This window comes from Streptomyces sp. NBRC 110611, from assembly GCF_001590865.1.
Classification (GTDB): domain Bacteria; phylum Actinomycetota; class Actinomycetes; order Streptomycetales; family Streptomycetaceae; genus Streptomyces.
In genome coordinates, this window is record NZ_BBUY01000023.1 from 56,102 (window position 1) to 69,778 (window position 13,677).

The window sequence follows — 13,677 nt, forward strand, 5'->3', positions numbered from 1 at the left end:
GAAATACCCGTCCCTGACCGCGGTATGGGGACAGACCACGGGGCTTTGAAGGAGAAGGTATGCGACCGTTTGCGTTGAGCTACGCCCGCCCGGCGGCGAAGCCGGAGGCCGCCACGCCGTACACCTACGACGCCGCGCGGCAACTCAACGTCCTGCCCGACGGCCGGCCGGCCACCAGTAGCCGGGCGGTTCTGCTGGCCACCGGCACCACCGCCTCCACCGCCGGTTCCAAGACGCACTTCGACGATTGACCGTCGATGACCGTGCTGGTGCTCACCTGCGAGGAAGACCTGACCGCGGACATGGTCATCGCGAACCTGCAGGACCGCGGAGTGCCGATCGTCCGCCTCGACCCCGCCGACCTCCCCGGCAGAGTCGCCCTCTCGGCGGACTACGGCGGCGACGGCTTCCAGGGCTACCTCAGGGCGGACGAACGCATGGTGGGCCTGAGCAGTCTGCGTTCGGTCTGGGTCCGCCGGCCCGGCGCACCGGGTACCCGTGCCGGAGAACGGTCGGCGTGGCTCACCGCGGAGTCCGAGCAGGCGCTCTACGGCATGCTCACCGCCACCCGGGCCCGCTGGATGAACCATCCCGCGGCCGCCGCCCAGGCCCGCCACAAGCCCTGGCAGCTCCATATCGCCCAGCAGAGCGGATTCGCCGTGCCCGCCACGCTGATCACCTCGTTCCCCGCGGTCGCCCGCCGTTTCGCCGCCACGTACCAGGACCTCGTGGTCAAGTCCGTCTCCGGGCAGCACCCCGGCGACCCGCCCATGGTGCTGCCCACGACCCGTATCAGCCCCGACGCCGACTTCTCCGCGGTCGCGTTCGCCCCGACCCTGCTCCAGCAACTCGTCCCCAAGCAGGCCGACATCCGGCTGACCGGTGTCGGCGGCCGGCTCTTCGCCGCCCGTAAGGAAGCCGACCCCGACGAGGTGGACAGCCGCTTCACGGAGAACGCCACTTGGAAGCCCGCAGAGGTTCCCGACCTCGTCCGCCGGTCGGTGACCGCCTACCTGACCACCGCCCAACTCGCCTACGGGGCATTCGACTTCGCCGAGGACCGCGACGGGACCTGGTGGTTCCTCGAATGCAACCAGGGCGGCCAGTTCGGCTTCATCCAGCTCGACACCGACCAGCCCATCGCCCAGGCCATCGCCGCCTGGCTGGCGGCGTACCCGCCCTCCTGAGGCCGGGGCATGGCCTGTTCAAGGCGCTACTGCTGCGAGGCAGCCCGCTCAGCGTGGGGTGATGGCGATGCCTTCGGGCTCGTGTCCGGTCGGCAGGGTGGCGCGGACCCGCTGGGTGAAGGGGTCGATGACCGATACGGTGTCGGATTTCTCATTGGTCACCCATACCCGCCGGCCGTCGGGGGTGACGGCGACTCCCTCCGGCTGGACGCCGACCGGAACCTCGCCGACGATATGGCGGGCGGGGATATCGATGATCAGCAGGCGGTCCCGGGCCGTATCGGCGGCGTAGAGGCGCTTGCCGTCCGGGCTGACCGCGTTCCCCAGTGGCGCCTGGCCGGCCGGCAGGTTGGCCACCACCTTGTTGGTGTGGGTGTCGATGACCGAAACCGTGCCGGAACCCGTGTTGGAGACGAACACCTGCTTGCCGGAGGGCAGCGCGCTGATCCCGCTGGGGAAGTCTCCCACCGGGATGTTCTGGGTCGCATGCGAGGCCGGGTTGAGCACGGTCACCGAGCCGCCGCCGTTGTCGGTGACGTACGCGTTTCCGTTCGGCACCGTGGCGATGCTGTGCGGCAGCGGCCCCACGGGCACGGTGGCGACCACCTTGCAGTCCTCGGCCTTGAGGACCGAGACGGTGTCCGAGCCGAAGTTGGTCACCAGCACTTTGTGGCCGTCCCGGGTCGGCACCGCCGCGAAGGGCCGCTGCTGGACCGGCACGGTGGCCTTCGTCATCCGGGTGGCGGTGTTGACGCAGGAGACGGAGTTGGAGCGGCTGTTGGCGACGTAGACCGCGTCGCCGTCCGGAGCCGCTCCCACCCCGGTGGGGCCGTTGCCCACATGGGCGTCGCCGAGCCGGCGTTCCAGGCGGGTGTCATAGGCCGAGACGGTCGCCGATCCGCTGTTGGCCACGTAGGCGCTGACGCGCACGGGGTAACGGGCCGGGGGCCGGGGCACGGGGTTCGGCGGGGCGACACCGCCCCCGACCAGTACGCAGGACAGTAGCAGCACGGTGGCCGAGCTCCAGCACACGCGGCGGCCACGGCGGGACAGCGGGGGTCTGCTCGTTCGATGCCGGCCCGGTACCTCGCCGTGCGGGGCACTGGCCAGGGGGAATGGGCGCATGGCTCTCCTGGGTCAGTAGTGCTCGTGACGACTCCACAAGACCAGGCATCGGGTGGTCCCGCAGGTGTACTACCGGCGACCAGCCCTCGCATATGCCCCTGGAGAGTGAACCGCGACCGGCCACCTGGGGCGCCCTCCGTGCGCGGCGGGGTGCACGTGCCTGCGACGGATTCCGCCCATCGGGGCCGATGAAATCGAAAGCCGAGGCGCCATGGGAACGTGTGGGCGAATCTGTCGGGTCGGAGTGGGGTGCGCCCACGATGGTCGTCAGGGCCGCCGGCCGGCGGGGCCGGCGGGGGACCGCCGTGGGCCCGGTCGACCATGGCCGACCGGGCCCGAAGCGCCACCTGAGCGGCGATCTTCTACTTGTCGCAGCCGGTGAAGGCGTCGCTGGTCTGCGCCATGTAGATGCTCGCTCCGCCGTCGCCGGACTTCAGCGGGACGGTGATGGTGTCCTGCGCGGTCCACGGGAAGCCGTTGGCGTCGAACGTCCACTCACCGGAGACCTTGGTGGCCAGCTCCGACAGGGCCACCCACCCGTACTGCTTCGGCGGGACCGTCACGGTGAGCGAATTCCCGAGCTCCTTCTGGAGGTTCATGCTGACGTTACCGGTCACGGTGTGGGCGACGGTGGCCTGGAAGGGGGCGAGCTCTCCGCCGCCGCCCTGCAGGCTGGTCTGGAGCTGGAAGCCGAGCTCGGTGGTCCAGCCGGTGGTGGTGTTGAGCGAGAACGTCCACGGCACGGGCTCGGTGGTGCCGTTGTACCAGACCGGGGAGATGCACTGCTTCGGCAGCGGGGCGGCCGGCGTCTGTGCGGCCTTCGACCAGGAGCAGGTGGAGGTGTCCTTCGCGCAGCGGAACGCCGCGTAGTCGACGGCGAGGGCGAACGCCGCGTCGGAGGCGGCCTGCGTGGGCAGGGTCCACTGCTGGGGGCGGGTGTTGTTGCAGCTGTACGTCTGGGTCCAGGCGTCGTTGTAGGTGGCGCCGAGGACGACGTCGAGGCACTTGTTGCTCCCGGCGTTACGGACCATGAACGCGTTCGCCCTGGTGCCGTTCCCGGGGACGGGCTGGAAGTACCACTTCTTGCTGCCGGTTCCGTCGCACGGCTGCTGGCGCAGCGGCAGCCCGGCGGTGACGCACTTGCCGGTCGCGGTGTTCACCAGGTTGAAGGCGCCGTCGTTGCCGACCGGATTGATGTGCCAGTCCTGCTTGTAGCCCGGCGCGGAGTTGGTGACGACGATCGCTCCGGAGCCCGGGTTGCCGTTCTGTACATCGAGGTGGCGGCCGTTGTTGACGTTCTTCAGCGTGACCTGGGCCAGGTCGGCTGCACCCGGCGCCTGCTCCGCGGCCGCTGCCGGTGTGCCGGTCAGGCCGAGCGCGACGGTTGCGGTCGCGGCAAAAAGGGCAAAGACGGCACGTATGCGTCTTTTTCTTCCTAACATAGGTAACTCCTTCGCTTAGGCGGAATATTCGGCCTGACTCTAGCCTGTTCGATCAGCAAAAAGGAGGTCCCGGCCGGCTGCGGTATCCAGCGCCGGCCGGGACCTCCGGGGCAGAGGTCAGCGGTCAGAGGGCAGAGGCGCGCGCCTCGCGTCAGGCCGTGACCGACGCTCGGCGGTCGATGACGGTACGGAGTTTGCCGCTGGTGGGGGTGCGTTCGAAGGCGAGCGTGTCGGCGGTCTCGACCGTGCAGGTCAGCAGCGCTTCCGCGCCGGCCGCCGAGCCCAGTTCCGGGATGTGGGCGAGCAGCGTCGTGCGGGCCTCGTCCGGGTCGGGGGCGTACCGCTCGTCCAGGCGGACGGTCAGGTGCTCGCGGTCGGCCGCGGAGGTCAGGACGAGCTGCAACTCGCCCCGGTACCCGAGGTGTTCCTCGGCGGCCCGGGTGAAGCGGCGGTAGTTGAAGTGGTAGGTGCCCATGCGGAACACGTCGCCGTAGCGGCCGAGGAGTTCGATGCGCGGGGTCCGGCTGCCACAGGGGCACACCCCGTCCACGGCCCGGCCCAGATCACCGATCTGGTAGCGCTCCAGGCGCTGGCCGGCGCGGGTCCGGGTGGTGAAGACCAGCCGGCCCGGCTGCCCCGCGGGGACCGGCCGGTCCTCCTGCGGGTCGAGGATCTCCAGCGTGTGCAGGTCGGTCAGGACGTGGTGCTCCGTGCCGCGGGCATGGGCGCACTGGTAGCCCAGCGGCCCCAGATCCGTGCTCCCGTACGCCGCGGAGCGGATGAGCAGCACGCCGAACTCCTCGGTGAGAATGCGGCGTTGCTCGGTGGTGAAGTGCTCTCCGCCGTAGAAGACCTTGCGGATACCGCCGTAGGAGCGCAGGCGCTCACGCTGGGTGTGGAACAGCTGCCACAGGTAGGACGGCATGCCGAACAGGGTGTCCACCTGGTACGTGACGAGGGCCTCCGCTATGGCCTCGTGGTCGGGGCCGGCGGCCATCGGGATCTGGGTGGCGTTCAGCCGCTCCAGGATGGAGAAGAAGCTGATGAAACTGCCGTACATCTCCCCGCAGTAGAAGAGGTTGGCGGCGCGGTCGCGGGCCGGGTCGAAGCCCGCGGCGAGCAGACCGTGTGCCGAGGCGCGCATCTGCGTGTCGTAGTCGTCACAGGTGAAGACGGACAGGGCCGGGGCGCCGGTGGTGCCGCCGCTGCGGAAGTAGAGCTGGGCGTGCTCGGGTGCGAGGGAGCGCAGCTGGTCCTGGGCCGCGGACTTGTCCATGAGCGGGCCGGTGGGGGCGGCGGGCGGTGCGGCGGGGGCGATCAGGTCGTCCAGGCACGGGGTGGCGGCGAACTCCGCACCGGTGGCCTGCACGCTGACCCGGCGGCTGTAGCGCTGGAGGGCGTAGACGCCGTCGTGCGGTTCGCCGTGGTAGCTGTCGAGCATCGCGCCGAGTGGGGTGATCCGCTGGACGCCCGCGGTGACGAGCGCCCTGGACAGCCGGGCGATGTCGGCGCGGCTGCCGCCCACCGAGGCGGTCTGGAGGTACCGGCGCATGGGCCGCAGGGTCGCGGTGATCTCCTGGCGGGGGAGCGGCTTGATCCAGACGGTGCGGTGCAGCGGGGAGGCGGTGAGGGTGGGACGGACGTCGGCGAAGACGCGCCAGCTGCCGTCGTCGGCGGTGATGACCTTCGTCAGCCCCAGATGCTGTTCGGCCCGGGCGACCAGTTCGGTCGTGGTGATCTCCGCCTGCTCGGCCGGGTCGGCCTCCGGTTCGGGGTGCGGGGCGGGGAAGCCGGCGGAGACCTCGTCGAGTACGGCGGCGAACCGCTCGGCGAAGGCGAAGAGTTCGTCGGCGACGGCGGAGGCCGCGGCGTCACCGTCGGTCCCGCTGTCCGTGCCGGTCTCACTGTCCGTACCGGTCCCGCTGTCCGTACCGGTCCCCGCGTCACCGTGGTCCCCGGTGTCGAGGTAGATGACCTGCGGGCTGGAGCACGCCTGCTGCTCGGCCCGGCAGACGTCGGTGGCGAGCGCGGCGAGGCTGTCCCGGTCCCTCGCAGCGTCGCGGGTGAGGTAGCCGAACGAGATCTTGTGACCCCATTCGACGAGCCGGCAGCCGGGCGGGATGAGGGCCGCGACGCCCCGCACGGCGTCCTCGCCGCCCCAGACGGCCACGGCGTCCGCGGGCGCGCACAGCAACCGCATCAGGTCCTGGCGGCGGGACGGGAAACGCAGCGCGACGATCCGGCGGCCGATGGCCCCGGTCGGGTCCGCGGCGGCGAGTTCGGCGAGCAGGTGCTGCGCGAGCGGGGTGTCGGAACTGCTGGTCTTGAGCACGTTCACATTGCCCGCGAGCAGGCCCTCCACGACGCTCAGGGGGGCGACCGTCGCGGCATTGCCGGGGGCGATGTGGACCACCAGGCCCACCGGGGCCCACGCCTCGTAGACCGTCTCGCGGGCGTCGGGACGGGTGAACCGCTCCGGACGCGGACCGCCGAGTTCGCGCCGCAGTTTGCGTTCGAGGGCCGGCCGGGCGAGGGCGTCCGCGATCTCGGCGAGGGTGGCCGCGGCTTCCGCGCGGTCGGTGGCCGGGACGCCCTCGGTCAGGTGAACCAGGAGCCCGGCGTGCACGTCACCGTCCGGATCGCGCAGGGCGCGGCCGAGGGTGTCGCAGGCCACCAGCACGGTCTCGGCGGACAACGGCTCGGCGAGGGCGCGTTCGACGACGGCGGGCAGTTCGGCGAGCCGGTCGGCCGCCTCGTCGGCGCCGATGAACGAGCCCTGCCAGAAGTGGAGTTCGGAGGTCATGACATTCCCTTCAGGAGTTCGGCGGCGGCGACCGCGCAGCTGCGGTTGCGGCTCACCCCGGCGCGGCCGTGGATCGTGAACCACGGTGTGTCCACGGGGCAGCCGCACTCGTCGCCGGGGTGCAGCGAGGCCAGGTCCCCCATCACGACGCTCTGCGCCGGGACCGAGGTGATGTACGGGGACACCAGGTGCAGGTAGCCGCGCTCGCCGTACGGCAGCGGTCGCAGGGTCCGGGTGTCGCGTACGGCGGCGCGGGACCAGACCGGTACGTGCAGCCGGTGGTGGGCGCACTCGATGTACGGCACGCAGTGCTCGACGGAGCCGTAGGTGTCCCGGATCCGCTCCGGGGGAATGCCGAGCTGCTGGGTCACCTCGTCATAGAAGTCCTCCTTGGCGATCTGCCGGTCGGCATGGCCCTTCCAGCCGCCGCCGAGGACGACCAGCGAGCCTTCCGGGAGCTGGAGCGGCGGGATGCCGCCGGCCCGCATGCGCTCCAGGGTGAAGTGCAGGAAGGCCGGGAAGCCCAGGATCCGTACCGGCAGCTCCTCTTCGGCGTAGCGCCGGAGAGCGGCGATACAGCCGTGCACGTCGAATTCGTGGCCCGTCCCGGTGTGCCGCAGGGCGTGGGTGGTGTCCCGCACCGGCGCGAAGTCGCAGAGGTAGTTGTCGGTGAAGGAGGTGCCCAGCCGGACCTCCGGCGCGGGCTCGTAGCTGTAGAGGAGGTAGTTGGCGGGCTGATCGGGGGTGATCCACCCGTAGTGGTCGAAGACGCGGGCCACCATCCGCTGCGCGGCGCGGATGGTCCACTCGTCGAAGAACATCTGCGACTTCTGGCCCGTGGTGCCGGACGAGGTGAGATGCAGGAAGACCTCGTCGCGCGCCAGGGACAGCACCTCGTGCCGTTTGAAGAAGTTGGCGTGCAGCAGCGGGGTACGGACGGCCGCGCCGACGGTGGGCGCCGGAACCTCGGGTGTGTCCGCGAGGAGGGAGCGGAAGAGCGGGGAGCGCTCCGCGTGCCAGGCGTGGGACTCGGCCATGGCGGTCGCGAACAGGGCGTCCGTCTCCGGTCCGCTTGCGTAGGGCGAGGTGAGGTCGCACAGGCGCTGGACGGCGGCGAGGGCCGTCGGGTCGGGGACCTCGACGGGGGCGAGATGGGGGTTCATCGGACAACCTCGTGACGGGGCAGGTAGGTCGACGTCCAGGAGGTCAGGTACGCGGCCAGGTACGGCTGGAGCAGCGTGCTGACGGCGGTGGTCCGGAAGTCGATCTGACGGTCGGTACGGGAGAGGACGACGTAGTCGTGGAAGCGGTCGCCGACCCGGCGCATGGCCGGATAGCAGGCGCTGGGCACGAAGCCGGCGGAGAGGAACGCCCACAGCCCCGCGGTGTCGGACAGCGGCACCAGCGTCTCGACGTAGTCGGCGCCCGCCCGGCTGAGGGCCGCGGTGAGCGAGTCGAGGGCTCGGGTGGCGGCCGACGGGCACGGGTGCACCGCGACGAGGGCGCAGCTGCCGGCCGCCGGGTCGAGGTCGGCGTAGATCTCGAACTCGCCGTTCGGCGGTGTCAGCACCGTGTTCGGGGTATGCAGCGGGACGTAGGGGCCCGCGGGATCGGGGAAGAGATCGCGGAACCGTCGGCGTACGAAGCCGGGGGCGGTGATCACTTCGATGGCGGTGCGGACCTTCGGGTGCGCGGCCGCGGTGGCGGCCGGGAGCTCCGCGTCCCCGGGGGCGAGCGCCCGGACCCCGGCGGAGGAGATGCCGACGGTGTCGTCGGCCGCTTCCAGCAGGGGCATCAGCGCTTCAGGCACGGCGGCGACCGGTTCACGGCGGTCCAGGACGCCGTCGGCGTAGCAGGCGAACAGGGCGAGGGTCTCGCAGCCGGACACATCGGCGGCGTTGGGCAGCAGGCCGAGCGGCCGGTACCCGTTGCGGGCCACGACGCGCTGCGGGGCCTGGGTGACCAGCCGGACGGTGGTGTGGATGGAATCGAGGGCGCCGGTGGCGAAGGCATCGGCGGTGACCGCCCCCGTCAGCCGGCTCGCCAGACCGTGCTGGCGGTGACGGGGGTGGACCGCGAGGCCGACGAGCTTGCCGACCCGGTTGCCCGGGTCGGTCTGCACGACCGCGGACCCGGCCAGTTCGCCGGTGCCGGTCCGGCGCGCGGTGAGCCAGTGGCAGTGCGGGTCGGTGATCAGGCGGTGCATCTCGGTCGGATCGCTGCCCAGGGCCACCGGGTAGCCGTGGCCGTACACCTCGAAGTACAGCTGCCGGAGTTCGGCGATGTCCTGGGGCGCGGCCGGCCGGATGGTGAGCGTCATCGGACGTCCCCCAGCGGCGCGGTGCCGACGGCGGACTCGACCGGCCCGGTCGGCCCGACCGGCTCGACCGGCTCGGCGGACTCGGCGGGGGCGGAGGGGGAACCGGACGCGGCCGGAGCGGCGGAGTCGGCCTCCGGCAGGGCACCGGTACGCCGGCCGGACCACCACAGGGCCGCGGCGACCGGGACCAGCCCGACGGCCTGCAGCAGGCACAGGACCTGCGGTGACAGGTGGTCGCCGAGGGCGCCGAAGACGAGTGAGGACAGCGGGAAGGTCGCGCCGAGCAGCGCCTGCATCATGGCGAAGAAGCCCGGCTTGTCCTCGGCCGGGACCAGCCGCTGGAACAGCGCGACGAACCGCACCCCGATGGCGCCCACACACCAGCCCGCGACGACCAGGGCCCCGATGGCGGCGGTCCGGTCGGCGAGCAGGCCCGGCGTCCCGAGGGCCGCGGCCATCAGCGCCAGGCAGGCCGCGCCGACGGTGGTGGCCGAACCTCGCAGCCGCGCACCGGTGAACGACCCGAGCAGCGTGCCGGCGCCCAGGGCCGCCTCCAGCGCGGCGACGGTGGAGCCCTGCGCGTGCAGCACGGACCGGGTGTACAGGGGCATGACCACGTACACCGCGGTGGTGAAGACGTTCGCCGCGGCGAAGCAGAGCAGTACGCGCCTGATGAAGCGGTGGTCGGCCAGGATCTGACGCAGCGTCCGTCGGGGCGGTGCGCCGTCCGCCGGGTCGGCGCCGTCCGGGCCCGTGGCGCCCCGGGGGAACCGGGTGACGGATACCAGCAGCGCGGCCGTGAGGTACGCGCCGGCGCATCCGGAGACGATCCCCGCCAGGTCCCAGGCGTCCACGATGAGCGGTCCCAGCAGCCCGCCGGCCAGGCCGGCCAGGGACTGGGTGGCGAGTTCGAACCCGGTCGCCTCCTCGATGTCGGCGTCGTCGACGAGTTCGGGTACGGAGGTGGTCAGGCACGGATCGAAGAGCGCCTGGCAGCCGGCCAGCAGCAGCGCGGCACCGTAGGCGGCGGCCATGGGCGGCGGCGCGACATAGGTCCATCCGGCGGTGGCGGCGGCGACCAGGCCCGCCAGGGCGGCCGCCGAGGCCAGCACCGTACGGTGCCGGCAGCGCGCGATGACGGTGGCCACCAGCGGGGCGAGCGCCACCGCGGGCAGCGTGCTCACCGCGAGGAACACCCCGGAGGCGAGGCCGCGGTCACCGCCGCTGCCGACGGCGTGGGCGATGAGCCACCACACCACGCCGACCTGGAACATCCGGCTCGCGGCCTGGGTGAGTACCTGCGCGGCCCACACGGTGCCGAAGGCCCGGTTGCGCAGGACGACGGGGAGACGGCGCCGGGCCGGTGCGGGCGTCATGAGTGCGGCCGTTCGTCGAGGACGCGGATCAGCTTGCCGGTGCGGGGGTTGACGGCCAGTTCGCCGTGCCGGACCCACTCCACGGCGAGCGGGTGGATGCGTCCGCCGTCGGCCTCCGCGGCGTACAGCGGCCGGGCCGCGAGGAGCTCCTTGGTGACAGCGCCGGTCAGATGCCCGAGGCCGCCCGGATCTCCGGGGCCGCCGGCGGCCGGATACCCGCCGACCGCCGCTTCGTCGGCGGCCAGCCGCAGCACCAGTCCGTCCCGGCCGTCCCAGCGGCGGATCACCAGCTGCACGCCGGTCACCTGGCCGGTCGGGTCCGCGGCACGCACGAGGTCGTGCACGTCCTGGGTGTAGAGGGACACCACGCCGATGCGTACGCCCTCCTCGGCGCGGCCGAGGATACGGAAGTGCCCGGCGTCGACGTCGGTCCATTCGGCCCGGTCGCCCACCGGGTAGCGGAGGACGGGCATCAGCCGTCGGCGCAGGTCCGTGACCACGACACGGCCCGTGACGCCGTTGCGGGTGACGGGCTCGCCGGTGTTCTCGTCGAGGATCTCGACGACGGTGTGGGGTGTGAAGGCCCGATGGACGCGGGGATCGGCCCCCGGTACGGCCTGCCCGAGGAGGCCGGAGTCGACACCGGCGTATCCGATGGAGCGGACCTCCGCCCGGGGGAACGCCTTGGCGAGCAGCGGGCGCTGGTCCTCGAACAGCCCCTCGCCGCCGAAGAAAAGGATCTCCACGCCGGGGAGTTGGCGCCCTTCGCCGACGAGGTGGTCGGCCAGGGAGCAGAGCGTCGTGGTGGTGCCGGCGACGACATCGACGTCGAATTCCTCCAGCGTCCCGACGGTCGATTCGAGCGGCGCGGCACCCCCTATCGGCAGCCGTACGTTGGCCACGGGGGCGCGGTGGAGGGAATCCAGGATGAAGTTGAAGCTTGCGTAGAGTTCCCCGGCGTAGAAGAGGTCGGCGACCCGGTGGCCGGGGCGCAGTCCGGCTTCGACGAGTCCGGCGCCGAACGCGGAGGTGAATTCTCGCCATTCTTCACGGGTATAGACGGAGAACTTCGGAGCGCCGGTCGTTCCGCCGCTCTTGAAGATCACCGCCTCATCGAGCGGCCCGGTCAAAAGGCGGTTGTGGCGGGGTGTGTTGGCTCGCCAGAATGCGTCGTGCGGGATGACCGGCAGGTCCGTCAACTCCTCCACCCGGTCCGGCAGTCCGGCGTAGAGGTCCTGGTAGAAGGGTGAGTTGCGACGCACGAAGCGTATGAGTTCCGGCAATGGTTGAACGGGCATTGATTCCTGTTTTTCGGCATGCAGAGGAAACCGGTACCACGGGGTGTGCGGCACCAGCTCGTGTGTGGAGTCAGCGGCAGACGTACAGGAAACCCGGTGGGGCCCCCTCGAACGCCTTTCCGTGCTGGGGACTTCGATCGGTGATGTTATGTCATGCGCGATGTTCCCGGCGACAGCCGACTTGGCGGAAAGGGGATGCCGGCCGGCCGCCATTCCGTTTCCGGCTGCCACCATGCATCCGTCGGATTCCTTTTCTTCACGGTAACTCAGCTCTCCGGTCGTCTTTCGAGCCGAGTGTCATCCCGTGGCGTCATCCCCTACCGACGGCGATCCGCCGGGAATTTCCGGCCACTGGGCTGGCTGAAAACATTCGCTGCCCGGGGTGATCCGGCCGTGGACGGCGGTGACTTCACCGGCCCGGAGGCGGAGTCCGGCGATACGGACATCGGTCAGGGCGGCGTACGGGACGGGCACCGGCGGCAACAGGGAGGTGGGAAAGCCCACGGGCAGCAGGCCGAGGAGGCGGCCGCTGATCCAGCGCGCCGCGAGCCGGATGTCCCCGCGGGCGGTGACCGTGGGCGCGGACAGGCAGATGCCGGACCCGGCGCCGTAGACGATCCGGGCGCCTTGCAGGGTCACGGACCGGGCGCGGCACAGAGCCCCGGTCGGCGCGGGAAGCGGGCACAGCAGGCCGGTGACCCGCAGGGTCCGGGCCGCCACCGAGGTGTCCCCGCCCCTTTCCCCGGCCGCGGTGGGACCGTTCGGCTGCGGCCGGGGACCGCCGTCCGCCGAGGTGAGACACCGGGCGAGGACCCGGGCCTGTGCCAGAGTGGCCGTGCCGGGGTCGGCCGCCGGCGGCAGCGGCCGGCAGCGGCCGACGGCCCGGTGCGTCCTCCCCGTGGCCGCCACGGGTACGGGCGCGGCCGGACCCGCCGTCCCGGGGGGCACGGCGGTGACGGCGCCCGGGCGGGTGCCGTTCGCGTCCGGTGCCGCGAGGGCGGAGGCCGGCAGGATCAGGACGGCGGCGGCCAGCGTACGGCCGGACATCCGCCTCATTCGGCCGCCTTGCCGCCCGGCACCGGGGGTGGGGCATCCGGGCCGGTGCGGCCGCCGGTGTCACCGGTCCGCCACCCGACGGCGAGCGCGCCGCCGGCGACTGCCAGGAGCATGCCGGCGAAGAACCCGCCGAGATTGGCCAGCGGGAAGGAGAGCAGCGCCAGCACGATCGCGGCGACCCCGCTGACCGTGGCCCGGTGGGGCCGCGCGGCCGTGTGGAGGCCGCAGCCGACGAGGGCGCCGGCGATCAGCAGCGCCGAGGTGGCGGCGGTCCCCTGGAAGCCGAGGTACTCGGGGCGCCGCAGCGGGAAGTACGCCAGCTCCGCTCCGGCCGCGCAGAGCAGGGCCGCCGCGGCCCACGGGCGGCCGCGGACGGCGAGCGGGGCTTTCAGCTGCATGGGCGGTTCCCGGGGCGGATGGACATCGCCGCGTCGCGCAGGGAGAACGAGCCGGCGGCCAGGGACCAGGCGCTCAGCCGCATATCGGTGATGTCCAGCGTCCGCGCCTGCTGGCCGTACGCCCCGAGGACGGCGCCGGTGAGCGCACCGGCGGCGTCCAGCCTGGAGGCGTCCCGTCCCATCTGGACGTCGCCGAAGCGCAGATCGCCGCGCACCTGCTCGAGGTCGATCACCAGGTCCTCCGCGGTCACCAGGCCGCCGCGGTCGCCGCGGATGGTCAGGGTCACCGGACCGAACGGGGTATGCGCCACCGAGGACTGACAGACGTTGGTGAGCCGGGCGTGGCCGATCCGCGCCACCGCCACCGGCCGGCTGCGGCCGCGCGCGTCCTTGTCGAACGACGCGTACTGGACGGCGTCGCGCCCGTTGAGCTGGTCCGCGGTGACCTGGAAGGTGCTGCCCGAGACGGCGAAGCCGACGGGCACTCCGGCCGCCGTGGTGCCCCACACCGTCGTCGCGGAGCCGGCCAGTGCGAGCACGGCGGCCACGGCCACCCGCCGCCAGCTGGTGCCCGCGGCGGGCGCGGCGGCGCCGCGTCTTCGTGAACGGCGCCCCGTCGCGCGATGACGTGCCATCGATGTCCTTCCTGCGCTGTCCCTGGGCCCCACGCTG

The 13,677-nt window shown here is 72.2% G+C and carries 12 protein-coding genes; 2 read left to right on the forward strand and 10 right to left on the reverse strand.

Annotation, left to right across the window (positions count from 1 at the left end; all coding sequences use genetic code 11):
- Nucleotides 1-59: 59 nt before the first annotated feature.
- Together tgmA and tgmB are read left to right on the forward strand one after the other, a co-directional pair.
- Entirely contained in the window at nucleotides 60-251 is a 192-nt protein-coding gene (gene tgmA / locus AZE13_RS29920) for a putative ATP-grasp-modified RiPP (protein ID WP_066938902.1), read from the forward strand.
- Between the two features lie 6 nt (nucleotides 252-257).
- Nucleotides 258-1,187 carry an ATP-grasp ribosomal peptide maturase gene (gene tgmB / locus AZE13_RS29925; RefSeq protein ID WP_066938904.1) on the forward strand — a complete coding sequence of 310 codons (930 nt, stop codon included), beginning with the start codon at nucleotides 258-260 and terminating at the stop codon, nucleotides 1,185-1,187.
- A 48-nt stretch (nucleotides 1,188-1,235) separates the two neighbouring features.
- Here the strand turns inward: tgmB and AZE13_RS29930 are convergent, their stop codons facing one another.
- The 10 genes from AZE13_RS29930 to AZE13_RS29975 all read right to left on the reverse strand — a co-directional run bounded on the left by AZE13_RS29930 (nucleotide 1,236) and on the right by AZE13_RS29975 (nucleotide 13,640).
- The gene (locus AZE13_RS29930) at nucleotides 1,236-2,198 is read right to left on the reverse strand and encodes a YncE family protein (RefSeq protein WP_258528079.1); all 963 of its coding nucleotides are present in this window, start codon (nucleotides 2,196-2,198) and stop codon (nucleotides 1,236-1,238) included.
- A gap of 476 nt (nucleotides 2,199-2,674) precedes the next feature.
- Nucleotides 2,675-3,754 carry an RICIN domain-containing protein gene (locus tag AZE13_RS29935; protein ID WP_066938910.1) on the reverse strand — a complete coding sequence of 360 codons (1,080 nt, stop codon included), beginning with the start codon at nucleotides 3,752-3,754 and terminating at the stop codon, nucleotides 2,675-2,677.
- Nucleotides 3,755-3,905: 151 nt separating this feature from the next.
- Entirely contained in the window at nucleotides 3,906-6,557 is a 2,652-nt protein-coding gene (locus AZE13_RS29940) for an acyl-CoA reductase (protein ID WP_066938912.1), read from the reverse strand.
- Entirely contained in the window at nucleotides 6,554-7,720 is a 1,167-nt protein-coding gene (locus tag AZE13_RS29945) for an acyl-protein synthase (RefSeq protein WP_066938915.1), read from the reverse strand. The genes AZE13_RS29940 and AZE13_RS29945 overlap by 4 nt, the downstream gene beginning before the upstream one ends.
- Nucleotides 7,717-8,877 (reverse strand): GNAT family N-acetyltransferase, encoded by a 1,161-nt coding sequence (locus AZE13_RS29950; RefSeq protein WP_066938918.1) that lies wholly within the window; start codon nucleotides 8,875-8,877, stop codon nucleotides 7,717-7,719. Before AZE13_RS29950 ends, AZE13_RS29945 begins: the two co-directional genes overlap by 4 nt.
- Nucleotides 8,874-10,253, reverse strand: a complete 1,380-nt coding sequence (locus tag AZE13_RS29955; protein WP_079124518.1) for an MFS transporter — start codon at nucleotides 10,251-10,253, stop codon at nucleotides 8,874-8,876. Before AZE13_RS29955 ends, AZE13_RS29950 begins: the two co-directional genes overlap by 4 nt.
- A complete protein-coding gene (locus AZE13_RS29960) occupies nucleotides 10,250-11,551 on the reverse strand; it encodes a phenylacetate--CoA ligase family protein (RefSeq protein ID WP_066938922.1) in 1,302 nt (433 codons plus the stop codon). The genes AZE13_RS29955 and AZE13_RS29960 overlap by 4 nt, the downstream gene beginning before the upstream one ends.
- 297 nt (nucleotides 11,552-11,848) lie before the next feature.
- Nucleotides 11,849-12,598, reverse strand: coding sequence for a hypothetical protein (locus AZE13_RS29965; protein WP_066938925.1), 750 nt, complete (start codon nucleotides 12,596-12,598; stop codon nucleotides 11,849-11,851).
- 5 nt (nucleotides 12,599-12,603) lie between these two features.
- On the reverse strand, nucleotides 12,604-13,005 hold the full coding sequence (locus AZE13_RS29970; RefSeq protein WP_066938928.1) for a DUF6114 domain-containing protein: 402 nt from the start codon (nucleotides 13,003-13,005) through the stop codon (nucleotides 12,604-12,606).
- Nucleotides 12,996-13,640, reverse strand: a complete 645-nt coding sequence (locus AZE13_RS29975) for a DUF6230 family protein (RefSeq protein WP_079124519.1) — start codon at nucleotides 13,638-13,640, stop codon at nucleotides 12,996-12,998. The genes AZE13_RS29970 and AZE13_RS29975 overlap by 10 nt, the downstream gene beginning before the upstream one ends.
- Nucleotides 13,641-13,677: the final 37 nt, after the last annotated feature.

Bases quoted from the DNA above. Each gene is read 5' to 3' on its own strand.
- tgmA (WP_066938902.1), top strand. From the start codon at position 60: ATGCGACCGTTTGCGTTGAGCTACGCCCGCCCGGCGGCGAAGCCGGAG.
- tgmB (WP_066938904.1), top strand. From the start codon at position 258: ATGACCGTGCTGGTGCTCACCTGCGAGGAAGACCTGACCGCGGACATG.
- AZE13_RS29935 (WP_066938910.1), bottom strand. From the start codon at position 3,754: ATGTTAGGAAGAAAAAGACGCATACGTGCCGTCTTTGCCCTTTTTGCC.
- AZE13_RS29940 (WP_066938912.1), bottom strand. From the start codon at position 6,557: ATGACCTCCGAACTCCACTTCTGGCAGGGCTCGTTCATCGGCGCCGAC.
- AZE13_RS29945 (WP_066938915.1), bottom strand. From the start codon at position 7,720: ATGAACCCCCATCTCGCCCCCGTCGAGGTCCCCGACCCGACGGCCCTC.
- AZE13_RS29950 (WP_066938918.1), bottom strand. From the start codon at position 8,877: ATGACGCTCACCATCCGGCCGGCCGCGCCCCAGGACATCGCCGAACTC.
- AZE13_RS29955 (WP_079124518.1), bottom strand. From the start codon at position 10,253: ATGACGCCCGCACCGGCCCGGCGCCGTCTCCCCGTCGTCCTGCGCAAC.
- AZE13_RS29960 (WP_066938922.1), bottom strand. From the start codon at position 11,551: ATGCCCGTTCAACCATTGCCGGAACTCATACGCTTCGTGCGTCGCAAC.
- AZE13_RS29965 (WP_066938925.1), bottom strand. From the start codon at position 12,598: ATGTCCGGCCGTACGCTGGCCGCCGCCGTCCTGATCCTGCCGGCCTCC.
- AZE13_RS29970 (WP_066938928.1), bottom strand. From the start codon at position 13,005: ATGCAGCTGAAAGCCCCGCTCGCCGTCCGCGGCCGCCCGTGGGCCGCG.
- AZE13_RS29975 (WP_079124519.1), bottom strand. From the start codon at position 13,640: ATGGCACGTCATCGCGCGACGGGGCGCCGTTCACGAAGACGCGGCGCC.